This window comes from Lysinibacillus sp. NPDC098008 (genome assembly GCF_044760715.1).
In the GTDB taxonomy this organism is placed as follows: Bacteria; Bacillota; Bacilli; order Bacillales_A; family Planococcaceae; genus Lysinibacillus.
The window spans coordinates 166,201-191,040 of the sequence record NZ_JBIWBA010000003.1 but is presented as its reverse complement, the minus strand read 5'-3'; the positions used below and the strand labels follow the sequence as shown (position 1 = coordinate 191,040).

General features: G+C 37.9%; 29 protein-coding genes. 12 read left to right on the top strand and 17 right to left on the bottom strand.

From position 1 onward, the window contains the following. Positions 1-59 precede the first annotated feature (59 nt). Positions 60-1,028, top strand: coding sequence for an asparaginase (locus ACIQVU_RS05675; RefSeq protein WP_402894345.1), 969 nt, complete (start codon positions 60-62; stop codon positions 1,026-1,028). A gap of 101 nt (positions 1,029-1,129) precedes the next feature. Here the strand turns inward: ACIQVU_RS05675 and ACIQVU_RS05670 are convergent, their stop codons facing one another. The 5 genes from ACIQVU_RS05670 to ACIQVU_RS05650 all read right to left on the bottom strand — a co-directional run bounded on the left by ACIQVU_RS05670 (position 1,130) and on the right by ACIQVU_RS05650 (position 6,425). Continuing rightward, complete coding sequence (locus tag ACIQVU_RS05670; RefSeq protein ID WP_340805188.1) at positions 1,130-2,095, bottom strand: YpdA family putative bacillithiol disulfide reductase; 966 nt, start codon at positions 2,093-2,095, stop codon at positions 1,130-1,132. Positions 2,096-2,202: 107 nt separating this feature from the next. After that, complete coding sequence (locus tag ACIQVU_RS05665) at positions 2,203-2,958, bottom strand: metallophosphoesterase (protein WP_340805187.1); 756 nt, start codon at positions 2,956-2,958, stop codon at positions 2,203-2,205. 137 nt (positions 2,959-3,095) lie between these two features. Next, complete coding sequence (locus ACIQVU_RS05660; protein WP_340805186.1) at positions 3,096-3,869, bottom strand: LysM peptidoglycan-binding domain-containing protein; 774 nt, start codon at positions 3,867-3,869, stop codon at positions 3,096-3,098. An 84-nt stretch (positions 3,870-3,953) separates the two neighbouring features. Then, the gene (locus ACIQVU_RS05655; protein ID WP_340805185.1) at positions 3,954-5,396 is read right to left on the bottom strand and encodes a RecQ family ATP-dependent DNA helicase; all 1,443 of its coding nucleotides are present in this window, start codon (positions 5,394-5,396) and stop codon (positions 3,954-3,956) included. After that, complete coding sequence (locus tag ACIQVU_RS05650) at positions 5,397-6,425, bottom strand: YpbB family protein (protein WP_340805184.1); 1,029 nt, start codon at positions 6,423-6,425, stop codon at positions 5,397-5,399. Positions 6,426-6,528: 103 nt separating this feature from the next. Here ACIQVU_RS05650 and ACIQVU_RS05645 point away from each other — a divergent pair, with 103 nt between their 5' ends. The 3 genes from ACIQVU_RS05645 to ACIQVU_RS05635 all read left to right on the top strand — a co-directional run bounded on the left by ACIQVU_RS05645 (position 6,529) and on the right by ACIQVU_RS05635 (position 8,402). Continuing rightward, on the top strand, positions 6,529-6,777 hold the full coding sequence (locus ACIQVU_RS05645) for a ferredoxin (RefSeq protein WP_340805183.1): 249 nt from the start codon (positions 6,529-6,531) through the stop codon (positions 6,775-6,777). 122 nt (positions 6,778-6,899) lie between these two features. Further along, positions 6,900-7,490 (top strand): hypothetical protein, encoded by a 591-nt coding sequence (locus ACIQVU_RS05640; protein WP_402894339.1) that lies wholly within the window; start codon positions 6,900-6,902, stop codon positions 7,488-7,490. Positions 7,491-7,619: 129 nt separating this feature from the next. Continuing rightward, positions 7,620-8,402, top strand: a complete 783-nt coding sequence (locus ACIQVU_RS05635; protein WP_340805181.1) for an enoyl-ACP reductase FabI — start codon at positions 7,620-7,622, stop codon at positions 8,400-8,402. A gap of 43 nt (positions 8,403-8,445) precedes the next feature. Here the strand turns inward: ACIQVU_RS05635 and ACIQVU_RS05630 are convergent, their stop codons facing one another. Further along, on the bottom strand, positions 8,446-9,180 hold the full coding sequence (locus ACIQVU_RS05630; protein WP_340805180.1) for a sulfite exporter TauE/SafE family protein: 735 nt from the start codon (positions 9,178-9,180) through the stop codon (positions 8,446-8,448). A 25-nt stretch (positions 9,181-9,205) separates the two neighbouring features. Continuing rightward, positions 9,206-10,396 (bottom strand): MFS transporter, encoded by a 1,191-nt coding sequence (locus ACIQVU_RS05625; RefSeq protein ID WP_340808546.1) that lies wholly within the window; start codon positions 10,394-10,396, stop codon positions 9,206-9,208. 194 nt (positions 10,397-10,590) lie between these two features. On the opposite strand from ACIQVU_RS05625, the gene ACIQVU_RS05620 reads away from it, so the two are divergent. Continuing rightward, complete coding sequence (locus ACIQVU_RS05620) at positions 10,591-11,415, top strand: methyl-accepting chemotaxis protein (protein WP_340805179.1); 825 nt, start codon at positions 10,591-10,593, stop codon at positions 11,413-11,415. A gap of 16 nt (positions 11,416-11,431) precedes the next feature. Then, positions 11,432-11,977, top strand: coding sequence for a GNAT family N-acetyltransferase (locus tag ACIQVU_RS05615; protein ID WP_402894334.1), 546 nt, complete (start codon positions 11,432-11,434; stop codon positions 11,975-11,977). Between the two features lie 67 nt (positions 11,978-12,044). Here the strand turns inward: ACIQVU_RS05615 and ACIQVU_RS05610 are convergent, their stop codons facing one another. From ACIQVU_RS05610 to ACIQVU_RS05590, 5 genes are all read right to left on the bottom strand, one after another. Continuing rightward, a complete protein-coding gene (locus ACIQVU_RS05610; RefSeq protein WP_340805177.1) occupies positions 12,045-13,622 on the bottom strand; it encodes a flotillin lipid rafts scaffold protein FloT in 1,578 nt (525 codons plus the stop codon). A 15-nt stretch (positions 13,623-13,637) separates the two neighbouring features. Continuing rightward, on the bottom strand, positions 13,638-14,168 hold the full coding sequence (locus ACIQVU_RS05605) for an NfeD family membrane protein (protein ID WP_340805176.1): 531 nt from the start codon (positions 14,166-14,168) through the stop codon (positions 13,638-13,640). A 142-nt stretch (positions 14,169-14,310) separates the two neighbouring features. Next, entirely contained in the window at positions 14,311-14,856 is a 546-nt protein-coding gene (locus ACIQVU_RS05600; protein ID WP_402894331.1) for a 3D domain-containing protein, read from the bottom strand. Between the two features lie 24 nt (positions 14,857-14,880). Then, the gene (locus ACIQVU_RS05595; protein WP_340805174.1) at positions 14,881-15,063 is read right to left on the bottom strand and encodes a hypothetical protein; all 183 of its coding nucleotides are present in this window, start codon (positions 15,061-15,063) and stop codon (positions 14,881-14,883) included. A 100-nt stretch (positions 15,064-15,163) separates the two neighbouring features. Next, positions 15,164-15,286, bottom strand: coding sequence for a hypothetical protein (locus ACIQVU_RS05590; RefSeq protein ID WP_340805173.1), 123 nt, complete (start codon positions 15,284-15,286; stop codon positions 15,164-15,166). A gap of 203 nt (positions 15,287-15,489) precedes the next feature. Between ACIQVU_RS05590 and ACIQVU_RS05585 the strand changes: the two genes are divergently transcribed. The 6 genes from ACIQVU_RS05585 to ACIQVU_RS05560 all read left to right on the top strand — a co-directional run bounded on the left by ACIQVU_RS05585 (position 15,490) and on the right by ACIQVU_RS05560 (position 19,840). After that, positions 15,490-17,460 (top strand): DNRLRE domain-containing protein, encoded by a 1,971-nt coding sequence (locus tag ACIQVU_RS05585; protein WP_402894327.1) that lies wholly within the window; start codon positions 15,490-15,492, stop codon positions 17,458-17,460. 18 nt (positions 17,461-17,478) lie between these two features. Then, a complete protein-coding gene (locus ACIQVU_RS05580) occupies positions 17,479-17,943 on the top strand; it encodes a hypothetical protein (protein WP_402894324.1) in 465 nt (154 codons plus the stop codon). A gap of 66 nt (positions 17,944-18,009) precedes the next feature. Further along, the gene (locus ACIQVU_RS05575; protein WP_340805169.1) at positions 18,010-18,423 is read left to right on the top strand and encodes a hypothetical protein; all 414 of its coding nucleotides are present in this window, start codon (positions 18,010-18,012) and stop codon (positions 18,421-18,423) included. A gap of 16 nt (positions 18,424-18,439) precedes the next feature. Continuing rightward, positions 18,440-18,709, top strand: a complete 270-nt coding sequence (locus tag ACIQVU_RS05570; protein WP_340805168.1) for a phage holin family protein — start codon at positions 18,440-18,442, stop codon at positions 18,707-18,709. Positions 18,710-18,720: 11 nt separating this feature from the next. Continuing rightward, positions 18,721-19,392, top strand: coding sequence for a M23 family metallopeptidase (locus ACIQVU_RS05565; RefSeq protein WP_340805167.1), 672 nt, complete (start codon positions 18,721-18,723; stop codon positions 19,390-19,392). A 76-nt stretch (positions 19,393-19,468) separates the two neighbouring features. Then, positions 19,469-19,840, top strand: coding sequence for a hypothetical protein (locus ACIQVU_RS05560; RefSeq protein WP_402894319.1), 372 nt, complete (start codon positions 19,469-19,471; stop codon positions 19,838-19,840). Between the two features lie 136 nt (positions 19,841-19,976). On the opposite strand, the gene ACIQVU_RS05555 is transcribed toward ACIQVU_RS05560, so the two are convergent. The 5 genes from ACIQVU_RS05555 to ACIQVU_RS05535 form a co-directional block, all read right to left on the bottom strand. Continuing rightward, entirely contained in the window at positions 19,977-20,711 is a 735-nt protein-coding gene (locus ACIQVU_RS05555) for a hypothetical protein (protein ID WP_340805165.1), read from the bottom strand. 167 nt (positions 20,712-20,878) lie between these two features. Next, positions 20,879-21,667, bottom strand: coding sequence for a GNAT family N-acetyltransferase (locus ACIQVU_RS05550; protein ID WP_340805164.1), 789 nt, complete (start codon positions 21,665-21,667; stop codon positions 20,879-20,881). After that, positions 21,660-23,459, bottom strand: coding sequence for a ribosomal protection-like ABC-F family protein (gene abc-f, locus ACIQVU_RS05545; RefSeq protein WP_340805163.1), 1,800 nt, complete (start codon positions 23,457-23,459; stop codon positions 21,660-21,662). The genes ACIQVU_RS05550 and abc-f overlap by 8 nt, the downstream gene beginning before the upstream one ends. Before the next feature lie 103 nt (positions 23,460-23,562). After that, positions 23,563-23,703: an RAxF-45 family protein gene (locus tag ACIQVU_RS05540; protein ID WP_340805162.1), complete on the bottom strand. Its 141-nt coding sequence runs from the start codon at positions 23,701-23,703 to the stop codon at positions 23,563-23,565. A 66-nt stretch (positions 23,704-23,769) separates the two neighbouring features. After that, a complete protein-coding gene (locus ACIQVU_RS05535) occupies positions 23,770-24,798 on the bottom strand; it encodes an AbrB family transcriptional regulator (protein ID WP_402894314.1) in 1,029 nt (342 codons plus the stop codon). Between the last annotated feature and the right edge of the window lie 42 nt (positions 24,799-24,840).

Below are 24,840 nucleotides of genomic sequence, written 5' to 3'. Positions count from 1 at the left end.
ACTCCTATTATTATACCATGTTATGACAAAAAAACTTTTTAAAAGGGGATTTTATTTTTATGAAAAAGACAATTTTATTAATTCATACAGGTGGCACCATTTCCATGGCAATGAGTGAGGAAGGAGCTGTTATGCCAAATAAGGAAAATCCACTAATAAGGGAAAGCAATAAGCTCAATACATTAGCAAAAATTATTGAAATCGAGGCTTTTAACCTTCCTTCCCCGCATATTACACCAACAGAAATGCTGCAATTACGCAATCTTATTTTAGAACAAGCGGCAGCACAACCGATTGATGGTGTGGTTATTACACATGGCACAGACACATTGGAAGAAACGGCTTATTTCTTAGAGCTAACAACCAATTTAGCCATTCCTATTGTGTTAACGGGTGCGATGCGCTCCTCCAATGAACTTGGTGCTGATGGCATTTATAATCTAGTTGAGGCTGTTCGGGTAGCAGTTGATGAAGAAGCACGTAACAAAGGCGTGCTTGTCGTTATGAATGATGAGGTACATCTTGCTGTCAACACAACAAAAACAAGCACAAGTTCTGTGAATACCTTTCAATCTCCACAATACGGGCCGATTGGATTGATTACAAAGTCGCGTATCTTATTCCATCATGCCCCTATTCGTCGACAATATGTAGATGTGCATAATTTAACAAAGCGTGTGGCACTGTTAAAAGCTTATGCTGGCATGGAGGAAGACCTATTAGATATTGTCCTTGCGTGCAAATATGATGGTGTTGTACTTGAAGGACTTGGACAAGGTAATGTTCCTCCATCTGTTGTTAAAGGCATTGAAAGCCTGATAGAGCGAGGCATCCCCGTGATACTTGTATCCCGCTGCTTTAATGGTATTGCAGAAGGTGTTTATGGCTATGTTGGCGGCGGCAAAATGCTGGAAGACTTAGGCGCAATTTTTGCTACAGGTATTAATGGACAAAAGGCACGGCTAAAATTATTAATTGGTCTTAATACAACAGGCACACCACTTAATTTAAGAGATTTTTTCCTGTAAGCCTATCATTACACTCCCAGCGTCAGGTATCTTTTTCCTGTCTGAACCAAGATAAAAAAGGCTGTATAGGCTTGATTTTATGCCTATACAGCCTCAATGCATTATTTTCTTCTTTGAACAATTGCTTGGGCAATGCATTCCCCATGGAAGCGTCCATTTTCAATAAATATTTCATTGGCATTATTTCCTGCTGCAATAACACCTGCAATAAACAAGCCTTCCACATTTGTTTCCATTGTTTCAGGTGTAAAATATGGACGTCCTGTTTCCTCATCAATCGTTACACCCATTGCTCGAATAAAGGCATGGTCTGGATGATAGCCTGTCATCGCAAACACAAAATCATTTTTGATGACCCTTTCCTTACCATCTATTGCTAAAACAACCTCATGCTCTCGTATTTCTACTACATGGCTATTAAAATGCATAGCAACTTCGCCTGTTTTAACTACCCCTTCAAATTCAGGTAATACCCATGGCTTAATGCTTGACGAATATTCACTGCCTCGATAGACAACTGTGACACGCGCACCCGCTTTATTTAACTCTAACGCTGCATCCACCGCTGAATTTTTACCACCAATCACCAGCACATCTGTATCGAAAAATTCATGCCCCTCTTTAAAATAATGAAAAACCTTTGGTAAATGCTCACCCTGAATATTTAAGTAATTTGGATGATCATAGTAGCCTGTTGCAATGACTACATATGGCGTTTCATAGCAATCTTTATCTGTTGTTACTGTAAACATATTCTGCTGTTTTACAACGCTTTGAACTTTTTCGAAGCGGTTGACTTGAATATTTTTAATACGCACAACTTCACGATAGTAAACAAGTGCTTGATTGCGCTTTGGCTTACGTCCCTCAATAATAAAAGGCACATCGCCAATCGCTAAGCGTTCACTCGTACTAAAAAATGTTTGATGTGTAGGGTAATGATAAATGGCATTCACAATATTTCCCTTTTCAATCACAATCGGTTGTAATCCAATATTTTGCAAAGCTATTGCTGCTGCTAAGCCACAGGGACCGCCTCCAACAATAATTGCATCTGCTTGCTGCATTTCCTGACACTCCAATCAACTTTAGATTAGCTATAGTTGCCAATCCTTGCTCTCATCTAATAATCAAATACTTCTTTATTATACGCCTTTTAGTACATTCTGACTGTTTATTTACTCAAAATATCAATATCAATCACATGACATTGCGGCTTTGCTCCAAGACGTAAAGGCAATAATGTTGTCCCATAGCCGTTACTTACTAAGGTCATCACACCATCACGCTCTCGGTATGAACCGTTCGGATGCACGCCATAAGGACCAAAGCGAATCTGCCCACCATGTAAATGTCCCCCCATCATTAAATCGGCACGAAACTTTGCTCGAACCTTTGCAAAAACACCGGGATTATGGGCAATAAAAACAACTAAATCATGTTCTCCCACCTTGTCAAAAGCTTTGTCGAAGCTATGCTCCTTAATCGTGGTATCTTCAATAGCACTAAGCCAAAAACGGTTTTTTGTTGGTAATTGCACAGCATCATTGACAATAATTTGAACATGATGTGTTTGGAAAATATCCTTTAACCGCTCCTCCCCCACTTCTCGATCATTATTTCCCCAAACAAAATAGGTTGGTCCTATAGAGGTTAACAGCGTTAAATTTTCATGGATACGTGAAATAGGTGTACGACGATCTGCAAAATCACCACCAATAATAACCGCATCAAACTGCCCCTCTAACTGTGTAATCATTTTTTTATTAACTTTCCGTAAATGTGTATCTGAAATAAAAAACAATCGCACCTTTTCCTGCTCACCCTGTAATGTAAGCCTGTGATATAAAACATTGTTTTCATGTGCTACCTTCCACATATACAGTAGAAAGCCAATGACTACTAAAGCTAATAGCCCTAAATATAGCATTCTCTCGTCTCTCCTTACGAAAGCAAAAAGACGATTCGTTTCTTGAAGAAGAATCGCCTTTTGCCCAATCAGACATACGTTTGTTTTGGTATAAACGTTTATCTGTCATTTTATACTTACTATAAAGTAATAGCTTATTAAGGTAGCTTAATCACTTGCCCAACGACAACCGTATTAGAAGACATACCATTTGCTGCACGGATTTTCGCTAATGTAGCCTCACTGCCATCACCGTAATGATTTAAGGCAATGCGGTATAAGTTTTCATTTGGCTTAACAGTATGTGTGCTTGCTTGAGCGGCTTGCCTTGCTGCTTCCGCTTTTCTCGCTTCTTCAGCTTGTCTTGCAGCCTCAGCTTTTCGTGCCTCTTCTGCTCTTCTTGCTTCCTCAGCCTTTCGTGCCTCTTCTGCTTTTCTTGCTTCTTCAGCCTTTCTTGCTTCCTCAGCTTTCCGTGCCTCTTCCGCTTTTTTGGCTTCTTCAGCCTTTTTCGCTGCTTCCGCCTGTTTTGCCGCTTCAGCAGCCTTTTGTTCAGCCGCTAATTTTTCAGCATCTTTTTCAGATTGCTCCTGCGCTTTTTTATCATCTTTATCCTTATCAGATGCCGACGCCTCTGAAGGGTCTAATTCCACAACCTGTTCAGTTGAATTTGACTCTTTCTCAGCCTGCTCAATTGTTTTTCCTGGCTCATAAAACTTCCAAAAATAGATTAATATTGTTAATGGAATTAGAATAAAGATAACAAACAAAATGGTCATTAGTGGTGTTTTACGTTTAGAGCTTTTCGGTTTTTTGTTTTTATTACCATTTTTATTCATTCTAGAAACTCTTGATAATGTTTGTTGTTCCTTTTGCTCATCTTCAAATGACTGACGATGCTCTTCTATTTTATCACGATAATCTTCTTTACTCATTCGCCTTCCCCCAACCTTACTACGCTTTCTATGATTCTATTATGACGAATTTTACGAAAAAAGTAAATGACTCTCTGTTTGTAACTACATTCCCATTAAAAGCTGCTGTAGTCGACTTTCCCAAGCAATCATATCGATTTTCGCATCTTCCTGTAAGCGTACTTTTTTGATTTTATCATAATAGATGCCACAATTTTCACAACAGTTTTTTGGCTTTTTCTGCAATTTTTGCCCAAAGTACCCGACAAGATAGTCACGCATACAGTCTTTTGTCTGAATAAGCTTATACATATCATCTACTGCATGGTATTTTTCTAGGGCTAAATGATTGAATCGAACCTTTACTTGCTCTGTAGACTCCTGCTGAACCCAATAGTTCAATACACGAAAGGCTGTTTCACTTAATTCGCCATTTTTTAACATATGCACTGGCTGTATTTGCTGGGCAAGCAACTCCTGATAACGATCAACATGATGAGCAGTGGGTAAATCGCCTGTTACCACAAATTTAGCCAGCTCCTCATCACCCTCACAATATAGCAAGATAGCAAGTGCAGACTGACCATCACGTCCAGCACGTCCAATCTCCTGCATATAATTCGCAATATTTGCAGGCATTGATTCATGAATCACTTGACGTATATTTGGCTTATTAATCCCCATTCCAAAGGCATTTGTTGCAACAATCCAATCTAACTCACCATCTATAAATTGCTGCTGAATAAACTGGCGATCCTCTGCTCCATAGCCTGCATGATATGCTGCTGTACGGATGCCTGCCTGTAAAAATGCTTCACAATATTGCTGTGCACGCTTGCGAGAGGGTACATATAAAATACCCGGTCCTGCCGTTTCCTTTACATGCTGCATAAGCCACTGTGCTTTCTCTGCCTTATCCTCCAGCAAGACCCGACCTAAATGAATATTTGGGCGGTCTACATTATACATAAATTCAAACGATGTCCTTAATGATAGTGTTTCACGAATATCCTGCACAACTTTACTGGTGGCAGTTGCCGATAATGCTAAAATGGGTGAGCGATTTTCCTTGGCAAACCATTCACCAATCCTTAAATAATCAGGTCGAAAATCAAAGCCCCATTGCGAAATACAATGTGCCTCATCTACTACGATTAACCCTAGCTCTATCTGTGCCAGCTTTTCTTGCACCTGCTGCTGTAGTAGCATTTCAGGTGATGTAAAGATAAAACGGTATTGCTCTAAAAAATGAAGTGCGTAACGCTTTTCTGTCGGCGCTAAAAAAGAATTTAAAGCGACTACTCTCTTTTCCCCAAAACGCTTTAGCTCCTCCACTTGATCCTGCATCAATGACAGCAATGGCGACACAATTAGGATAGGCTTTTGCAACGCATATGCTGGAAGCTGATAGCATAGTGACTTGCCCATTCCTGTTGGTAGTAACGCAATCACATCATTTCCTTGTAAAATCGCTTCAATGACTTCCTTTTGCCCTGGACGAAAGGAGGAGTAACCAAAATGTTTGTGTAATAATTGTTCAAGCTCCATTTATGCTTCTCCTTTCGCAAGAACAAGCTTTAATTGAAAATAGCTAATATCCTGTAGCGCTTCATGTAATATTTTTAATTTTTTTGTTTGATAGTGCTCGGCTGCCTGCCAAACTTTTTCAGCCTCCTCAAATGAAACGAATGGACCAATCGAAAAGTTCGGCTCATACATTGCTATTTCGACAAAATGATCCTCTATTGTGCTACGTTTTAACTGACGAATTTGCGCAATTTGTTCAATAGAGTAGCCTTGCTCATATAATTGGGCGGTTTGCTGCGCTGAATCCGTTAATAATATTTTAACTTTTAGCCCCTCCGCTATTTGCCCAAGCAATGGGTAAGTCTGTTGCTGCTGTACTTCATTTAATAATATATGCAATAGCTCAATAAAGGCTAACTGACTATCTAAAACTGTTTCCTTGCGCTCATGTGCAAGCTGCTGCCATGTCCAGCCTGGTAAACGATAGCCGCTTAATCGATAGAGCACAAGCTGTTTATTGGCATCTGTGACAGGAAGTTTATGAAATGCCTGTGTGCATTCTTCTAGTAGCTGCTGCTGTAAATGCCCTTCCTGATAATGATGCTGCTGCAAAAATGACCGCACCCATGCCTGAATCGACGGCTCTCGACTAATTGGCGTAAAAGAACGTACAGCTGCCGTTTTATGTGACAAGCTTTGCACAATTAAAGAAAGACGTGCAAAAAACACATGCTCATTTCCTCGGTAGTGCCAACCATCAAAGAAAAAGCTTGGCGTTTGTGTAGCACGTTGCAGACCTAGCTTTTCCATGTAAAAGTGACCAGATTCCTGCACTTTTAACCAACTATATTGCATAAATAACGAAACTGCCTCATCAAATGTTGCACGAGGTAATTTTGGCAGTAAACCAAAATATTGATGCAGTTGAAACAAGCCAATATCTTGAACCGTCTGGCCTGAGCGCTTCCCTCTTAAAACATGATAAGCCGCCGAAATCGTTCGTTCCTTATTGAGTTTTTGAAAGATTTGCAATAAAATTTGATGAAACATTGACGCAAATTCCTCCAATTTAATAGTATTTAAGTTGAAATGTAAGATAAACATCTTTAAAATGAGTATGAAGCTTTGTAGGAACATAAAAGGAGAGAAAATAATGGCTAAATACACAATAGTTGATAAAGATACATGCATCGCTTGTGGCGCATGTGGAGCCGCAGCACCTGATATTTATGATTATGATGATGAAGGTATTGCCTTCGTTATTTTAGATGATAACATGGGAACTGCTGAAGTTCCAGAAGATCTATTAGAAGATATGCAAGATGCATTTGAAGGTTGTCCAACTGACTCTATCAAAGTAGCAGATGAATCTTTTGATGGGGATGCACTCAAATACGAATAATCGTCTGAATCCCTTTGAAGGCATCCTTAACTGGGTGCCTTCTTTCATCTATTCTTGTCTTTTGCATTCAACATAATCCTATGGCTCATTATTATACATACCAATCTATTGGAGGAATGATGATGTTTCAGCAGTTACAAGTCGAACATAGTTTATTTCATATTGATGAAAACCATATGGATCAATTTAAACATCTTGCTGCAAAATGGCAAACGATTCTCCCAAATGTTCATGCAAAGTGCCTAAATGAGCTAGATTCATGGGCTGCTGTTTTAAATAACTGGTTTTTCTTAAAATCTCAGCATCATCACAATCTTGTGCTGAACCCTATAAAAACCTTTGATTATTCTATTAATACATTTTTAATTGATGAGCTTCAAAGAATTCAAATAATTCGAAAAATAAACAAAAATGATAATGATGATTTATATTATTTCATTGCCTTTCAACTAGGCAATGCGATTGACCTATGGATTTATAATACCATTCAAAAAAGCGCTGAGGCTGATGTACTACGACAAGCACGGCGATCCTATTTTCTTGCTTATTTACATGATCGGTGTCAAGTCTATAATGCCTCCTTTTATCACAACCAAACAAGAATGCTTAAAATACTTGCACAAACAATTCGAACACAAAATTGTTTTAGAGTGGCTGTACATAGCGCCGTCAATCAAGCGCTTGATATGTATGAGCAGTATTTTAAAGAATAACCAGACTTATTTTTTGCAAGTTTAGTAGCTATACTTTTCATGTTATTATTGCAACGATATTTTAGGTATGATAAGATTTTAGTAGTTGGTACTAATAACAGATATTATCTCATAAAGGAGTTCTTTATAATGATGGATAATTTATTACAATTAAAAGATAAGAATATCGTAGTAATGGGTGTCGCAAATGACCGTAGTATTGCTTGGGGCATTGCAAAACGCCTATTTGATGTTGGGGCAAATGTAATTTTCACCTATCGTCAAGAACGTTCATTAAAAAAATTACAAAAGCAATTAGATGCAATTGGACAAGCTGATTCTCTTGTTGTGCAATGTGATGTAAACAGCGATGATAGCACAAAGGCTGCTTTTGATGAAATCGGAGCAAAGGTTGGGGTTATTCATGGTATCGTGCACTCTGTCGCTTTTGCACATGCCGAAGATTTACACAATCGCTTCCTTGAAACAACACGTGAAGGTTATGCCTTTGCACAAGATACAAGTGCCTATTCATTAATTTCAACAGCAAAGGCTGCACATCCTTATATGACAGAGGGTGGCTCTATTGTTACAATGAGCTACCTAGGGGCAGAGCGCGTGCTTGATGGCTACAATGTCATGGGTGTGGCAAAGGCTGCATTAGAAGCTTCAATGCGCTATCTTGCTGCTGATATTGGTCAGGATAATATTCGCGTCAATGCTATCTCAGCTGGTGCTATTCGTACACTTGCTGCAAAAGGTGTCCCTTCCTTTAACACAATTTTACACAAAATTGAGGAAACAGCTCCATTAAAGCGTAATGTTCAGCAAGACGAAGTTGCAGATATGACGATTGTTATGCTTTCTCACCTCTCTCGTGGCGTGACAGGCGAAACGATTTATATCGATGCTGGCTATAATATTATGGGGTAACAACAAAGAAGTATGGAAGATCAGTAATTCTTCCATACTTCTTTTAGGTTTTCAGCGTTGTCCATATACTTTGTATCAATAGCATCATGCCTGCAGCAAATAATAATAGATACACCAATTTTAAAAATAGCTTTTGATTGAGCCTTTTAAATAATAATTGCCCTAGAATAAGACCGATAAAAACGATGGGCAAGGCATACATACTATAAAGCCACACCATTTTACTTGTACCTTCAATTGTTAATTGCGATAGTAAGCTAATCAAATAAATAAAAATATAGTAGGCTAGTGAAGTTGCTCTAATTGTTTCTTTGTTTTTATGAGTGCTCGCAAAATATAGTAAGAGAGGCGGTCCAGCCATGCCGATGCTTGTTGTGAATATTCCTGATATAAAGCCAACACCATAATCCCTACCGCTTGTTTGCTGAATCGAAAGGTTTTTAATTAAGAGCATTGTTAGCCCTATTAGCAGGACTGCTATAATCAGTTTGAATGTTGTTACATCAACTATGGCAAACAATATACTACCAAAAGGAGCCCCTATAACACTGCCTATTATCACCTTTCTTAGCAACACAACGTCAATATCCTTGCGAACCTTCCAAATCAATGAAAATGAAATAACAAGCGATAGCAATATATTGATTTGCATCGCCTCTTGTGGTGAAAACAGCAATAATAAAAACGGAGTGGCCATAATCGAAAAACCAAACCCTGTACTTGTTTGTAAAATAGCCGCTGTTAGAATAATAAAAAAGTAAAAAAGTAATTCTGGCAAATCGTCACCTCACATAATCAAATTTCTATGAAGCGGCAGCAATAACACGCTTTAATAACAATGACAGCACACAAGCTATGAGTAAAAATACCGCAATCATTGCTAGCACGCCCTCCCAGCCATACTTCATCCAAAATATGCCCCCTACTGTTCCACCAACACTTGAACCCGCATAATAGAAAAATAAATAGAGAGAGGAGGCTTGTGCTTTATCATGTAATGCTCGTCTACTTACCCAGCCACTTGCAATGGAATGCGCTGCAAAAAAGCCAAACGTAAAAACAGTAATACCAATAATCTTTACACTCAGTAGCCCATGAAGCGTCACAGCCGCTCCTGTAAACATAATGGCAATCGCTAGTAGCAGCATGCGCTGACGACCATGGCGATCCGCTAAACTACCAAACCAAGCAGAACTAAATGTACCTACTAAGTAAATAACAAATATCCAACCAACAAGCGCAGCACTTAAATTATAGGGAGAAGCCATTAATTTAAAGCCAATATAGTTATATAGTGTAACAAAACTGCCCATCAACACAAAACCAATACTATAAAGACATAACATAGAACGATCTTTTAAATGTTGCCAAAGCGTTACTGCTAATGCTTTCAATTGCAATGGCCGAGCGCTAAAATGCTGAGAATTCGGCAGCATCCAAGCAAATAACACACTAATAACAAGACTAATAATCCCTAACACCAGCATCCCTATATGCCAATTATAAAAATCGGTTAATGTGCCAATAATAACTCGTCCACTAAGCCCACCAACAGAGTTGCCACTAATATATAAGCCCATTGCAACCCCTAAGCTTGCTGGGTCTATTTCCTCGCCTAAATATGCCATCGCAATCGCTGGCAATCCCGCAAAAACAACGCCCTGTAATACACGCAGTAGTAAAATTGTTTCGAAATTAGGCGCAAAGGCAAGTGCAAGCGTCAAAATCGAGGCAGCAAAAATGGAGATAGTCATTAATGATTTTCGCCCCCATGCCTCAGACAATGAACTAACAATAATTAAACTAACTGCCAAGGCAAAGGTCGTCACCGACAGCGATAAACTAGCAATCGCTGGTGATACTTGAAATTCTTCTGCAAATGTAGGGAGCAATGGCTGGGTAATATATAAATTAGCAAATGTAATAAAACCTGCTAAAAATAAGGCCCAATTCGCTTTATGAAATGCTTTCGTTCCTTTTTGTATAAATGCCATCATACCCTCTCCTTTACTTCTTCAACATATAATTATTATTCTAGTACACTATTTGGAAAAACACACGAATACTTTGCCCATAACCTAAGCATCATCACAAATTGTACTCAATTTTCAGTAATTTACTATTTTTGGCTATCGAATAGTATGCTACCATTGTTATTAACTATTGAGCTAAATTGGGAGGAATTATAATGAAAATTATTGAAGCATTAGCCCTTGCAGCACCTTATATACATCTTGCATTAAAAGAAGAAGCAATCGTAGGTGTCGTTGACAAGGAAAGTGAAACCGTTGTTAAATATTTAGCAGGTAAACGAGTGGATTCAGGTTATCGAGATGGGCAAAAGGTTAATCCTAATGATCAAAATGTTTATATTGCCTTTAGTGGCAAAAATGCAGATGTTATTATTCCAAAGGATGTATATGGTGTAGCCATCAATGCTTTTTCATTCCCAATTCGTGAAAATGGCAAAGTTGTAGGTGCCTTAGCCTTTGGTCTACCAATCGATAATGAGCTGAAGCTTGAGGATTATATGAATACAATGGATCGTATTGTAAATAATTTACAAAATAAAGTACATACCATTGCCTCACATTCAGAGGAACTAGCTGCCACAAGCGAGGAAATTAATAAGCAGGCACAGCATGCTTTAGAGGATTCTGAAAAAACAAATGCAGTAACAGATTTAATTAAAAGCATTTCTCGCCAAACCAATTTACTTGGCTTAAATGCATCTATTGAGGCGGCTCGTGCTGGGCAGCATGGTGCTGGCTTTAATATCGTGGCACAGGAGGTACGCAAATTATCCTTTGAAACGTCCAGTGCAACCGAAAATATAGAATCATCACTACAAAATATTAATAGAAACCTTGAAAATCTTAAGCAAAATATGGGGCAAATCAATGATGCAACAAATGAGCAGGCACAGCTTGTCCAAGATTTTAGCGAAATTATTGAGGAACTCACTGTACTTAGCCAAGAAATGAAGGGCTTTATGCACAATGCCTTAAAATAATAACGAGGTGACACACATGATAATAACGATTGATAATGAATTAACGTTACGTACTATCGCTTTAGAGGATGCAGAGGCTGTTTTTGCCTTAACAGATGCCTCTAGGGAGTATTTAAGAGAATGGCTACCGTGGCTTGATTTCACAAAAGAAGTAGCAGATACAACAGCCTATATTGAGAGCTGCATCAAAGAACATGCCACAAATAGCAGCCTTTCCCTTGTTATTCTTTTTAAAGAGAAAATTGTTGGTATCACTGGCTTTAACAACATTAATCCTAACAATAAAATTGGCACAATCGGCTATTGGCTTGGCGAAGGTGCACAAGGGCATGGCATTATGACCAAAGCAGTAAAAGCTTTACTACAATATGCCTATGATGTCTTACAGCTCCATAAAGTAGAAATTCGTGCCGCAGAAGGCAATATGAAAAGCCGTGCCATCCCTGAACGTCTTGGCTTTGTCAAAGAGGGAACGATTCGCGCAGCAGAATGGCTCTACGATCATTATGTGGACCATGTTGTATATGGCTTACTTGTAAGCGAATGGCAGCAACAAAAATAATAACTAAAAAAGCGACCTGACAACTTATACATTGTCAGGCCGCTTGCTTATTATTGAGCATATTCTCCTATGAATTGAGCGATTTCACATCATTATTGGGCGCACTCTCCTGCGGATTGGATGATTTCACATTATCCGTATCCTTCTCCAGACTTGCTGCAATTTGCTCAAGCTCAGGACGTAGTGTGTGTTTACCAGCGTAGCTTTCAATTAGTTCCTTGACATCAATCCCTGAAGTTTCCTTCAATGATTCCTGTAATGTAGACATTAGGTTCGTTGCATAGGCTGTCACCTTATTAGCGCCACTGCCGCCTTCACCGCCACCAGTATCTACAACTGTAATCTTATCAATATTGCTAAGTGGACTTGCCAGCTCTTTCGCATATTGTGGCATCATGCGAACAATCATATCAAGCACAGCCGCCTGACCATATTGTTCAAAGGCTTCTGCAATTTTACGTTTTGCCTCGGCTTCTGCAAGACCACGTAAGCGAATAATTTCTGCCTCTGTTTCCCCTTTTGCACGCTCAGCATCCGCTTTCGCAAGACCATCTAAGCGAATTTTTTCCGCTTCTGCCTTTGCCAAGGATTCGATGCGATATTTTTCTGCATCTGCCTGTGCCAGCTCACGCATTTTCTCGGCTGAAGCATTTTGCTCAACCGCATAACGATCAGCATCTGCTTTCTTTTTCACCTCAGAGTCATATTGCTTCTCACGACGTAAAATCTCTTTTTCCTCTAATTCAATTTGCTTTTGACGCTCAATAATGCGAATTTGCATTTCTTGCTCTGTTACTTCCTGCTTGGCACGCGCTGTTTCAAGTTCATACGCTTGGTCAGCACGAGCCTTCGCAATATCTTGCTCACGGCGGAATTCAGCCACCTTTAATTGGTTTTCTTTTTCCGCTTCCGCAATCTCTGTTGCACGCTCAAGCTCAGCCTTTTGCGCTTCCTTCGAGGCTTCCGCACGCTTAATACGTGTTTCTTTCTCCGCATCAGCTGTTGCAATATCAGCATCACGTTTCACCTGGGCAATACGAGGCTTACCAAGTGACTCTAAGTAGCCGTTTTTATCACGTACATCTTTAATCGTAAAGGACACGATTGTTAAACCCATTTTTGCTAAGTCTTGAGAAGCCACTCGCTGCACTTCCTGAGAGAACTTATCACGGTTTTTATAAATTTCCTCTACTGTCATCGAGCCTAAAATGGAACGTAAATGACCCTCTAATACTTCACGCGCCTCATTTTCACGATCATCCTTCTGCTTGCCTAAAAATTGCTCTGCCGCTGTAGCAATTTCAGAAATAGAGCCACCAATTTTTATAATTGCTGTACCATCAGCCATTACTGGTACACCTTGCTCTGTATAAACCTCGGGCGTTGTTACATCCAGCTTACTGGATAATAAGCTTAATGGTTGTGCTTGCTGGAAAATTGGAAATACAAATGTACCGCCACCTCGAATAATTTTTATACGATTTCCTGACTCATCCGTATGTACATTTTTGGAGCCAAGATAGCTACCTGTGACAATCAGTGCCTCATCGGGACCTGCCGTACGATATTTGGTTACATATAAGCCAATAAGTGCGATTAAGATAAATACTACAATGCCGATTGCAATTAAAATCTCTATTGACATAAATCGATCTCTCCTTTATATAAATTTTTTCTCATAAGATTTTACAAGAAGCGTTCCATCCTTCACATCTACGACAAGCACTGTTGTATCATAGTCAATAGCTTCATTACTATAGCCTGTTGCTCTTTTCGAAATCATACCGCTCGCTGTTTCAATCACAACCTCTCCAAAGCCATCTACGGGAATTGGTACAATAACCCTTCCTAACTGACCACCTAATGACTCCTCTGTATAGGCTAGGGAAACATCGGCTGACCGAAGTGGAACAAGTACAAATAAATAAAAGATGGCACTTAAAATAGCTCCGATGATACATGCAGCAATAATATTCCAAACGCTAGGAAATAAGGCTAGTTTTTCTAAAATAAATCCTGCTGCTGACATCAACGTTATAAAAGATAGAATAACACTCGGATTAAAAATAGGCAGCCCTTCCCCAATGCCTTCAACAGCATCACCAAAAAACATTAGCAATATTGTTGCAAGACCTGCGAAAATTAATACGACTAAAAAGACCTGTTCGAGTGAATAGCCAAATAGCGTCAAGTTGCTCACCCCTTTTCATCTTGTTATCTACTATACGGATGCCTCCTACAAAAAGTTTCAAAAAAATTCAAAAAAAGAGGAGCATCAAAAATCATGCTCCTAAACACTATGTATAACTTTATTAATTATGAATGACCTGCTCCTACTGTATGATGAATAATTGCACATCATGCCTTCCATACTGTGCGGCAATATATTCAGATTCAACAAGTATGTCTAATCTACGCCCTTTAATCGCGCCACCTTTATCCGCAGCAATTGCCTTAAATCTTTCATTAGGAGTTTGAATTTCAACAATGGACCCTAATGGAATAATGGTTGGGTCAACTGCTACAATTCTTAAATCTTTAAAATAAATACTGTTTTGAACATTTATGCCAGTAGCTGTGATACCACTACAGCCATTACAATCATGTCCATAGTACGTGGCATGAAAGGTTAGCCACTTCGTCTTGCTTTTTTCTAGGTTTGCACCGTCTACTTTTTGGCTATCCTGTTTAACGACCTTTAGCTGTTGTGCTTTGCTATAAATTGCTATAACAGCATTCTCATATTTATTTTGGGGCGTATGTTGAAAAATCACTTGCTTATCAACATAATTATAATTATAGCCATTATATTCCATAAGGCTCAATAAACTAAACATGATACAACAAATAACTAACACTACTTTATATAGATTGCTCATTTCTTTAAACACCACTATCAATTCTTAAATATCTAGCACCTTTATTTTTTCTAAAAAACTCTCTAAAATCTTCTGTGCCTCCCACTCCAAATAATCCATCTCCATGGAAATATGTAAATTTAGCTCACCCATTTCTTTATAAGCTAATGCCATAGCGCGACTATCCACTTTTAAATTGTATGTATGCTCATCTTTTAGAATGTTCATTTCACTCATTCCCTTCAATGAATTCGAATTCCATTTATATATTTTCAATTAATTAATTTAAATATTTTTATATACCCCTCCTTGACTTAAATACGCTACATTATATTTTTTCATCTTTGATAAATAAACAAATCGCCAATGCTTCAGCATCTATAACGCTTATTTTACCTTTTGATTGTGCAATGATTGTAGAGGCAAACTCTTTCACTAAAAACTTTTCCATTAAACACCCCTTATTTTCCATTAATTAATCTATTATTCTTTCCAATACTTTATGTTCTGGATAGTGCACCATTAAATAGTCTTTTAAACTTTTTAAGCATGTAATACTTTTATCTATAATAGATTTTCGCTGGAGCCCATTTGATATAATCGTAAGGGCAGACAAAGCCTAATCACAATACAATGTGATAAGGAAGTGAATTTATGGAGGACAAAAATTTTGAAGTAAATATGGAAAACTCCTCTCAAAAAAATGATTTTGACATACTAGCTAAGGTTGTACCTTCTATTGATGCTAAGCCCATCACATCTATAGAGATACAGCCTTTTTTTCATGATGAAAATAAAATATTGGATGAGATTTATTTGGAAATTACTGTATCTGAAAAAGATTACCTTGAAACCAATACTAAATTATTTGATGTGTATCAAGATATTTTAACGGAGCTTGAAATAAACCCTAATAATAGCTTTAAAGCAAAGTATACGCTTATTGCTGTTGGAAAATTAGAGCAGGAAACGGAAATTGTTGCTAGACCGTCAAGTGAAAACCATACACAAGCTGAACTGATTTCTCGTGCTTTAGGGATTAATGATAAAGATACTTGCCTAGATATTATGTATCGAGGAAATTCAGATGTTTATACTGAAATTCAGCCTATTGGCTATAATTTTGTAGAAACGGCGATTGAAGTACCTCCACACAATAGAATGTGGGCTATCTATGAAGTGCAGCAACCACCAATTGTAACAGATATATTTAATCCTACTCAGGATGCTTTTACAAGAGAAAGCTTAGCCTATCAATCAATTAATTATGGTAATACTTCATCTATGGTTGTTGGGAGAAGCACTAACGATATTTGGCGTTCATTTGTACAGTTTGACTTATCTGCCATTAACCCTTCCTATGTATTACAAGCCTCTTATTTGCGCTTATATTACAAGGATTTAGTACCTACTAGCTTAAGGTTAGAAATTTTAAATGCAGATAACGCATGGCAAGAAACAAATATCACTAACCTAAATCGACCTCACCCTATTGATTTAATCTCTAGTGATTTTACAGTCAATACAGCAAAAGGCTATATTGAGTTTGATGTACTTAAGATTGTAAAATTATGGGTTGCACTAGAAAAGATGAATAATGGGTTTATTATTCGCTTATCCAATGAAACTGAATTTGCTCAAACAACCTTTTACACTCGAGAAACGATTCTACCACCTGAATTAGTAGTTGAATATTTTGATTCAAGGATATTCTCTCAAGGAAGAAGCCAGCAGCTAACCGAAATCTTTATTTATAACGCCAATAATGTAGATATACAAACGGAAATTACGGTTGATTCTGTTTACGATTTTACAACACTCGCTACTGAAATCTATATAAAACATGTCAATAATATAGCTGCTGAAATCACACCAAGACCAAAAGATGAGTTAATAATGATAACTGAGATTTCTGCTAACAAACCTTATATTCCTGTGGAAATTATACCCATTATTAGTGATGCTTCTAACATTCAAGCAGAAATTACAATAACAGTACCTCAGGTTGACATGGAAATTACTATTCCAAGCCATGATGAAAGTAGCATTTTGATTGAAATTGAAGCACTTGATATTTGGACTTCATTTCTTCCTGTAGAAATTTGGGCTAGTAAAGATGCGATTCCTGCTGAGATTATTTCAAAGGTACAGAAAGATAAAAATCTACAGACCATTATTGCTATTTCAAAACCTGCTGTTGAGGCAGAAATTGAAGTTAAATATAGAAATGATATTTGGGTAGAGATTGAGCCAAATATAAAATCAGATATACCGAGTGAAATTACTGTCACAAAGTCCTCTGTAGCAGCTACTATTACTGTCCAAAGATACAGTGACCAAGATAAAGAAACGGAAATCTTTATTAAATATGTTGATGATATAAACACTGATATTGATGTCAAGCTTATTAGTCAAGTTAACACTATTATTGCTATTAAAGCTGTAGCTCAAGTAGCTACCGAAATTGCTGTAACTAGGCGTAAACTGTACACAGAAATTACTATTCCAACCTGGGCTGACGCTGATGTCGTAGCTGTAATTGAACCACGTATTTTGATGGTAAATAATATCCATACAATCATTGTAGTAAATGGCGAAATATCTGGCTATGCATTTATTATGTAAAAAAGGAGATTACTTATTATGATAATGAAAAATTATGAAATTGGAGAGCTACAATCATTCTTATTCAATTTAATTTTAAAAGGTAAAGAATCAAGAATGAGAACTCGTTTTATTCACTTATTGTCAAATCAATTAGAGCTTCTACAGCAGGAAAGACAGCAATTAATTAATGACTATGCCGCTAAAGATGAGGAGGGCAATATTGTAACAGAAACGAAAACTATCAATGATAAAGAGGAAGCGCTTGTTGTTTTCCCTTCAAAAACAGCAGAGAAAGAAGCACAAACACAAATTATGCTGATGATGAATGAAGATTTTATTATAGAAGAAACAACAGAGAAAATGGACATGCTGCAAACTTTACAAAAGATAATTTTAAATTGTGATCTAGAATTTACTGGTCATAAAGCTGCTCTCTATGATAGATTTTGTGAAATTTTTGAGGATATTCCACTACTAAAATATTCAGAAGCCGCTCAGTGATTTTTTACAAGGATAGGGGTGAATTTTTCTCCTATCCTTTAATAATTTATAAAAGTTGGTGAAACAATGCATGATGAAAAATTTGGTGAGCGATTGGCTAGTGCGGAAGTGGAAATAAAACATCAGGAAAGCCGAATTTCTAAATTAGAGGGTAATCATGAATTGCTCCATCGTTTAACAGTTGTATCTGAACAGCAGCAGGAAATGAATAAGCACCAACAAATACAATTAAATAGCTTGGATAAAACTTTTAATAATATCAATGTTAATTTAACAAAATTAAATATGTCGCAGATTGAATTGCAGGAGGATGTCAAAGAGATTGGCAAACGAGTTGATAGTATTGAGGATGATTTAGAGCAGGAGGCCAGCAAGGACAGTGTTTCACTCAGTGACATTATTAAGCAATATCTTCATTGGTGGGTGCTTATCCCAACCGCTATTATTGGCGCTCTAATTTTAAAATCGTTAGGACTATAAGAAAGGACCTGATGCAATGAAAATTAACTGGAAAGTTCGTATGTATAATCCTCAATTTTGGATTACAGTCGGTTTATCCATTATGACTCCCCTATTTGCCTACTATGGTATTACAGGTGCGGATTTAACGACTTGGGAAAGTGTAAAAACATTACTTATAAATGCCGCCTCTAATCCATATGTCTTAGCTTTAATTGCTGTTAGTATCTACAACGCCATTCTAGACCCTACAACTGCTCATATAAGAGATTCATCACAAGCGTTAACCTATAAAAAACCGAAATGAGGTGATTCACTATGGCAAACTTTATCTGTCCAGTAAAAAATGCAAGATTAACAAGTAAGTTTGGATGGCGGAATCTTGGGTTTGGGAAGGAGTGGCATCAAGGTGTTGATCTTGCCTCAACAGGGAAGGTTCCGATTTATGCTAGTGCGGCTGGTGTTATTAGCCGAGCGCAGGCGTTAAGCAGCTATGGGAATGTTGTAATGATTAGACATACAATCAATGGCAAAGTATATGAAACGAATTATGCACATTTAGATTCCTATTGTGTGCGGATTGGACAAAGGGTTAGGCAAGGGCAGCAAATTGGTGTTATGGGCAATATTGGTCGTGCATTTGGCATCCATTTGCATTTTGAAATTCATCGAGGGCTATGGGCTACTGGGCAACCGAATGCGATTGACCCAATGAACTATATTTCATTACTAAATCAAACAGCTAGCAAAGGAGAGTTAACAATGTCACAATACACAGAATTACTAAATAAAATCAAACAATTAGAGGAAGCGTTAAAAACAAAGCAAACGATTATTTCTTCACAAAATGCCTCTAAAATCCATAGTGATGCATGGAAATGGTTAAAAGGTCAAGGTATTACTGACGGCTCAAATCCTCAAAATTTTTTAACGCGTGAGCAATTTGCCACAATGCTGAGAAGATACCAGGACTCCTTCAATAAAAAATAACCTCCCTATTCTATACATTCATTCAATCAAACCATGTTACAATAGAAAGGAATTTTGGCAACTAAGGAGATTGGGCATGAAGCTTTCAACAATTTTAAATGTTTGTATTCTAGTATTTTTTACGTTACTATTCGTCAATGACTTTTTCCCTGACACAGCGCTTGCTGCGACACTAACGAAAAAACTAATTTTGATCATACTAATTGTTTTAGTAATTATTCAGATTGTTGCAGATAAAGGTCAATATAAAAAGCTATCCCAAAAAACTTATGTCGGGTTAACACTATATACAGTTGGGCTATGGATTGTCTTAACATTGCTTGGAGGCAAATCCCAAATTGGTCTATCATTCACAAGCCCGCTATTTTATATTATTGTCGTATTGCTTGGGCTTGATTTGCTACGTGTTTCCAAGCAAGCTAAGCGTGAGCGAGCGGAGGAAAAATAACAGCACATGCTATCCGCTATTTTTGACGTTCTATCCGTCACTTTTAGCACCCTATCCACCACTTTCATCGCGCTATCCGCCACTCATCCAAAAAAGCATGTCACCGATTGGCACTGCAATCGGCAGACATGCTTTTTTATGATTCTAAAACATTTAAAATAGCGTCAAGCTCAGTCACAGCGTGATCAAGGCGTTCCTTAGCCTCGATATTTTGCTTTTTTAATTGGCTAAACTCTAGCAAATTTTTCTCATGCTTTAATTTAATAGATGATAAGCGTTCAATTCGCGCCTCCACCTTTTCAATAGCCTGCTCACAAACCGTTGTCCAGAGCTTTTCTGAGTGCTGCATTTCCGTTGTAGACGGATTGTGCTGGCGCATAATGCGTGCATACACCGCTTCAATTTGTTCAATTAATTCCGCGTAGAAATGACGCTCTACACGAGTTGTTTGAAATGTTGGATGCTCCGCCTCTTTTGCATACGGGGTCACCTGACGTAAAAGCTTTCCAGCATTTTCTCCAAAACCATGTGATAAATTCAGTACATTCATTAATTGCAATAGTAGACGGATTTCTTCTAAATTAATAAGCTGTGAATCAATATTTTCTTTTACTTTTAACGATTCCATATAACGTCGGTTGAAATGTTCAATTTCGCCATTGCGTTGCTCTACTAAATGTACACTTGCATTGTCTTTTAAGCTTTTAATATAATGAATAGCATGGCTTTTTAGCTCCTCTATCGACAGCAAGTTTTCATTATCTTGTTGTGGCTTGTCTCGTTGAACATACGCAAATGCATTTATTTGTTTAGGCCATTGAGCTGTTGAGATTTCTTCTGAAACATTATAGCGTATATAAATTCCGTGCATTTCCTATCCTCCAAGTCCATTAAACAAGTATCTTTTAAAGACCATAAATCGAATACAGCATTTTTTCAAGTAAAAACTGTCAGCAATCATTTAAAATCTTAAATGGCTGGTACTAGTTAGTATAGCAAAACAGTGAAGGTTTATGGGAAATTTTATCTCGCAATATTTTATAGCTGTCGTATTTCTTGAAGGCTTTTCCCTGCTGTGAACGCATGAATAGATGCGATTTTTCCAACTGATTTAAAATTTGCGCGATGATAAACTTTTGCTACTTGTTCATTTATCGGTAAAATCCATAAATACTTTAGTCCCCATTCTATGGACTGTTGCTGAATATGCTGTAATATATAGCCGATCAGCCCCCGCCCTCTATAGCCTTCAATAGTTGCTACACTTTCAACTCTCCCTTGATTTCCTGCTACAAAAATATTTGCTGAGCAGCATGCTTTCCCATCTATCCTTAATAAATAATACGTAAAATGTGGAGAGTGATATGTTTGCATAAAAGCTTGTTGAATAAGTGAAGGCTCTCCAAATGTCGTAATGCTCATTTCAACTGCTAGTGCCTCTTCCATATTGGCATCTGTTACACGTTCAATCTGGATTGCACTATTTGGTGTAAGTGGTGCATACTCGCCATTCCAGCATTGGATCGTATCTAGAAAGCTTTCGTACTGAAAGCCATGGTACTCTAGTGCCTGAATGCAAGGTAGGTTATCCTCAAGATTGTATAAATACAACCTTGGGATAAGTGCTTTCGATTGATAGAAATTTTTAATATCTTGTAAAAACGTATCTGGTTTATCAATTTTACGCCAAATATGTGCATGGTTTGCATCATAATAATTTGGTAATGCTTGATTATAAGCAAAAGCCCCTTCCTGACACAGTTCTATTGCACTGAACGTTTTTATATAGTCAATATCAAGCTGCATCATATGCTCTAAGTTATACATGCTCTGTTTCCTCCTCTATCCAGCTTTCATATAAATGCTCTAATTGCTGCTGAAGCTTTTGACGCTGCTCCTGTGCAAGTGCTGGCTCCTGTAGCTTTGCCTCTAGCTTTTCAATTTGCTGCTCAATTGGCAGCTCTTTTTTCATAGACGATCTTTTCTTTACTGGCTCTGGCTCTGTAACTTGCTGCATCAGCTCCAGTCGCTTATGCCTAGCCCATTCATAATCGCCCTCAAACACAGTAATTCTTTGCTCTTCAATCCATGCTGTTTTCGTAAATATTTTTTGTAAAAAATAGCGGTCATGGGACACACCAATAATCGTTCCTTCAAAGGATTCCAATGTATCCTCTAATACCTCTCTTGCCTCAATATCTAAATGGTTCGTCGGTTCATCTAATATTAAGACATTAATATCCTCATGCATTAATTGTGCTAAGCGTAAACGCATTTTTTCGCCACCACTTAAATCCTTCACTTTTTTAAAGACGTCATAGCCGTAAAATAAAAACTGTGCGAGTATATGACGAGCCTCAGCCTCAGATACAGCAACACTTTCACGAAAGGCATCGATTAAGCGAATCGTTGGATTTTTATGCTCAAATTGCTGTGATAAATAGCCAAACTTCACATTGCTGCCAATGGAGCAAATACCTTGGTTTGGCGTAATCTCTCCTAGCATGATTTTTAATAATGTTGATTTGCCACAACCGTTGCTACCAACGATTGCAACACGCTCTCCAAAATAAATAGCAAGCTGACTATCTTGGAACAATGGCTGTTCAAATCCATGACAAATACCTTCTAGCTGCATAACCTCTTTGCCACTGCGTTCTGCCATTGTTAAGGCTAGATTCATTTTCTTTTTCGTTACAGGCTTTTTAACACGCTGTATCCGCGCCAGCGCTTTTTCCATGCTTTTCGCACGTCTATGCATTGCTGCATTTGGGGGATTCGCTTCATTCGCCCACTGTTTTAAACGCTTAATCGCTTCCTGCATTTTTTTTATTTTCTTTTGCTGCTCTTCATAGCTCGCAAATTGCTGCTCAATTTTTGCCTCTTTTTGTGCCACAAAGGCATCATAATGACCGTTATACGTAAAAGCCTCGCCATCCTCAAGTTCAATAATTTTATGTGCCACCTGATTCATAAAATGGCGGTCATGGGATACAACGATTACAATGCCTTCAAAATGTCGGACATACTGCTCAAGCCATTCAATGGCATGCATATCCAGATGATTCGTTGGCTCATCTAGCAGCAAAATAGAGGGCTTTTTTAATAAAATTTGCCCAAGCATCACCTTTGTTTTTTCGCCACCACTTAAGCTACTAAACGGTTGCTCAAGCATAGCTGTTAGCTCAAGCCCATTGGCAATCATCGCTAGCTGAGCCTCTACCTCATAGCCTCCCTGTAGCATAAATTGCTCCTGTATTTGTCCGTATTGCACTAATATTTTATCTGTTACCATCGATTGCATTTCCTGCTCAAGCCGTGTCATTTTTTCCTTTAATATATAAAGCTCCGCAAATGCCTCCTCCAGCACTTCCCTCACAGAATGCTCTAGGTAATGTGGAATTTGATGTAAATAGCCAATCGTTGCTTCCTTACTTTTAATAATACGTCCCTTATCAGGAGTATCAATGCCAGCCAGCAATTGTAGAAGCGTTGTTTTGCCACTGCCATTGACGCCAACAATTGCTACATGCTCCCCACTATTTACTTCTAACTGTAAATTTTCAAATAATACATTACCACCAATAATTTTTTGTAGTTGTTCAGCTTTTATTTGCATCGTTTTTTCCTCCAATGAAACGTGCGAAAACATCCTTCAAACACAAAAAAGACTGCTCATTAACAAGCAGTCTTCTTCCCTTATCATTTGTGAAAAAGAATGGTTAATTCGCTACGTTTATTATTTGATTTTGCTTAAAAATGGACAGACCTCTCCCGTTGTTCGCAAAATCAAAAGTAATCACACGTGCAAAATACATAGCTGTATCCACTTTTACACATGTTTTCGTAGCGTTTTTATTCATTCCTTTTCACCTCCGTTCACAATAATTATTTCTATTATAACATTATTCGAATTATTTGAAAAGAGGCTATGTTTTCGCTTTTTTCACAAAGAGCTTTACAAATGGCACAAGAAAAACTGACACGACTAGTACACGAAAAAGCTGAAAAGCCGTCACAATTGTTACATTAGCATGCACAGAAGCGGCGATAATCCCCATTTGGTCAAGCCCTCCAGGCACAATGCTTAAAAAGCCTGTACGGAAATCAAGGCTATATAGGCTTGTCATGGCAAATGTTAAGCCATATGCTGCCCCGATAAAAAGACCTGCTGATACAAATGCATAAAAGATATGCCTTTTCGATAAATGTAAATCTTCCTTTTTCAATAATAAGCCAATATAAATACCAATCATAAGCTGTGCAATATGCAATAATGAGCCAGGTAATTGAGGCACGTCCACCCCTACCATATTGATACCCATTAAGAAAAGGATAGGACCTAGCAAATAGCTTGTTGGAATTTTTATCTTTTGAGCCAACCAGCCAGCTAAGCCACAAAGAGCTAGCATGCCAGCTACATGCCATGTATAGGTTCCAGCAATCATTGTGCTCTGTCCACCAGACCCTGCAACTAGTAAAGGAACAAAGCTTACAATTAATAGCACACGAAGAATTTGGAAGAAGGTAATAACCGCTATATCCATATCTTTTTGCTCCTCAGCAAAGGCAACAATCTGTGACATACCACCGGGTATACAGCACGTTAAGGCTGTCGCAAAGTCCAAATCCGTCCGCTTCGCTACAACATAACTTACTGCAAAAAATAGCAGGATAAACAGCACATTTAAAACAATAATACTGCCTAAAAATAGCTGAATATCTCGCACAGCCTCTGGTGTAAAAGCAAAGCCAATCGAATAGCCTGCAACAACTAAGCCAAAGTTACGAAAAAAACGATGCCATTTTAATTGCACGCTTGTTGATAATTGCACAATCAATACCGCTGTAATCGCCCCTAGCATCCATGGCATCGGTATATGTAAAAATTGAAAAATGATTGCGCCTAATAAGCCAATGCATAATGTTATAAACATATGCCTATCAAAAATAAACATTACAGCAACTCCTTAAAACATTGTTGTCCACGCTCGTTCGTC

What these genes read in the sequence shown, in the direction of transcription:
- ACIQVU_RS05675 (WP_402894345.1), top strand. Translation starts at nt 60, where the DNA reads ATGAAAAAGACAATTTTATTAATTCATACAGGTGGCACCATTTCCATG.
- ACIQVU_RS05670 (WP_340805188.1), bottom strand. Translation starts at nt 2,095, where the DNA reads ATGCAGCAAGCAGATGCAATTATTGTTGGAGGCGGTCCCTGTGGCTTA.
- ACIQVU_RS05665 (WP_340805187.1), bottom strand. Translation starts at nt 2,958, where the DNA reads ATGCTATATTTAGGGCTATTAGCTTTAGTAGTCATTGGCTTTCTACTG.
- ACIQVU_RS05660 (WP_340805186.1), bottom strand. Translation starts at nt 3,869, where the DNA reads ATGAGTAAAGAAGATTATCGTGATAAAATAGAAGAGCATCGTCAGTCA.
- ACIQVU_RS05655 (WP_340805185.1), bottom strand. Translation starts at nt 5,396, where the DNA reads ATGGAGCTTGAACAATTATTACACAAACATTTTGGTTACTCCTCCTTT.
- ACIQVU_RS05650 (WP_340805184.1), bottom strand. Translation starts at nt 6,425, where the DNA reads ATGTTTCATCAAATTTTATTGCAAATCTTTCAAAAACTCAATAAGGAA.
- ACIQVU_RS05645 (WP_340805183.1), top strand. Translation starts at nt 6,529, where the DNA reads ATGGCTAAATACACAATAGTTGATAAAGATACATGCATCGCTTGTGGC.
- ACIQVU_RS05640 (WP_402894339.1), top strand. Translation starts at nt 6,900, where the DNA reads ATGTTTCAGCAGTTACAAGTCGAACATAGTTTATTTCATATTGATGAA.
- ACIQVU_RS05635 (WP_340805181.1), top strand. Translation starts at nt 7,620, where the DNA reads ATGATGGATAATTTATTACAATTAAAAGATAAGAATATCGTAGTAATG.
- ACIQVU_RS05625 (WP_340808546.1), bottom strand. Translation starts at nt 10,396, where the DNA reads ATGGCATTTATACAAAAAGGAACGAAAGCATTTCATAAAGCGAATTGG.
- ACIQVU_RS05620 (WP_340805179.1), top strand. Translation starts at nt 10,591, where the DNA reads ATGAAAATTATTGAAGCATTAGCCCTTGCAGCACCTTATATACATCTT.
- ACIQVU_RS05615 (WP_402894334.1), top strand. Translation starts at nt 11,432, where the DNA reads ATGATAATAACGATTGATAATGAATTAACGTTACGTACTATCGCTTTA.
- ACIQVU_RS05610 (WP_340805177.1), bottom strand. Translation starts at nt 13,622, where the DNA reads ATGTCAATAGAGATTTTAATTGCAATCGGCATTGTAGTATTTATCTTA.
- ACIQVU_RS05600 (WP_402894331.1), bottom strand. Translation starts at nt 14,856, where the DNA reads ATGAGCAATCTATATAAAGTAGTGTTAGTTATTTGTTGTATCATGTTT.
- ACIQVU_RS05595 (WP_340805174.1), bottom strand. Translation starts at nt 15,063, where the DNA reads ATGAACATTCTAAAAGATGAGCATACATACAATTTAAAAGTGGATAGT.
- ACIQVU_RS05590 (WP_340805173.1), bottom strand. Translation starts at nt 15,286, where the DNA reads ATGGAAAAGTTTTTAGTGAAAGAGTTTGCCTCTACAATCATTGCACAA.
- ACIQVU_RS05585 (WP_402894327.1), top strand. Translation starts at nt 15,490, where the DNA reads ATGGAGGACAAAAATTTTGAAGTAAATATGGAAAACTCCTCTCAAAAA.
- ACIQVU_RS05580 (WP_402894324.1), top strand. Translation starts at nt 17,479, where the DNA reads ATGATAATGAAAAATTATGAAATTGGAGAGCTACAATCATTCTTATTC.
- ACIQVU_RS05575 (WP_340805169.1), top strand. Translation starts at nt 18,010, where the DNA reads ATGCATGATGAAAAATTTGGTGAGCGATTGGCTAGTGCGGAAGTGGAA.
- ACIQVU_RS05570 (WP_340805168.1), top strand. Translation starts at nt 18,440, where the DNA reads ATGAAAATTAACTGGAAAGTTCGTATGTATAATCCTCAATTTTGGATT.
- ACIQVU_RS05565 (WP_340805167.1), top strand. Translation starts at nt 18,721, where the DNA reads ATGGCAAACTTTATCTGTCCAGTAAAAAATGCAAGATTAACAAGTAAG.
- ACIQVU_RS05560 (WP_402894319.1), top strand. Translation starts at nt 19,469, where the DNA reads ATGAAGCTTTCAACAATTTTAAATGTTTGTATTCTAGTATTTTTTACG.
- ACIQVU_RS05555 (WP_340805165.1), bottom strand. Translation starts at nt 20,711, where the DNA reads ATGCACGGAATTTATATACGCTATAATGTTTCAGAAGAAATCTCAACA.
- ACIQVU_RS05550 (WP_340805164.1), bottom strand. Translation starts at nt 21,667, where the DNA reads ATGTATAACTTAGAGCATATGATGCAGCTTGATATTGACTATATAAAA.
- abc-f (WP_340805163.1), bottom strand. Translation starts at nt 23,459, where the DNA reads ATGCAAATAAAAGCTGAACAACTACAAAAAATTATTGGTGGTAATGTA.
- ACIQVU_RS05540 (WP_340805162.1), bottom strand. Translation starts at nt 23,703, where the DNA reads ATGAATAAAAACGCTACGAAAACATGTGTAAAAGTGGATACAGCTATG.
- ACIQVU_RS05535 (WP_402894314.1), bottom strand. Translation starts at nt 24,798, where the DNA reads ATGTTTATTTTTGATAGGCATATGTTTATAACATTATGCATTGGCTTA.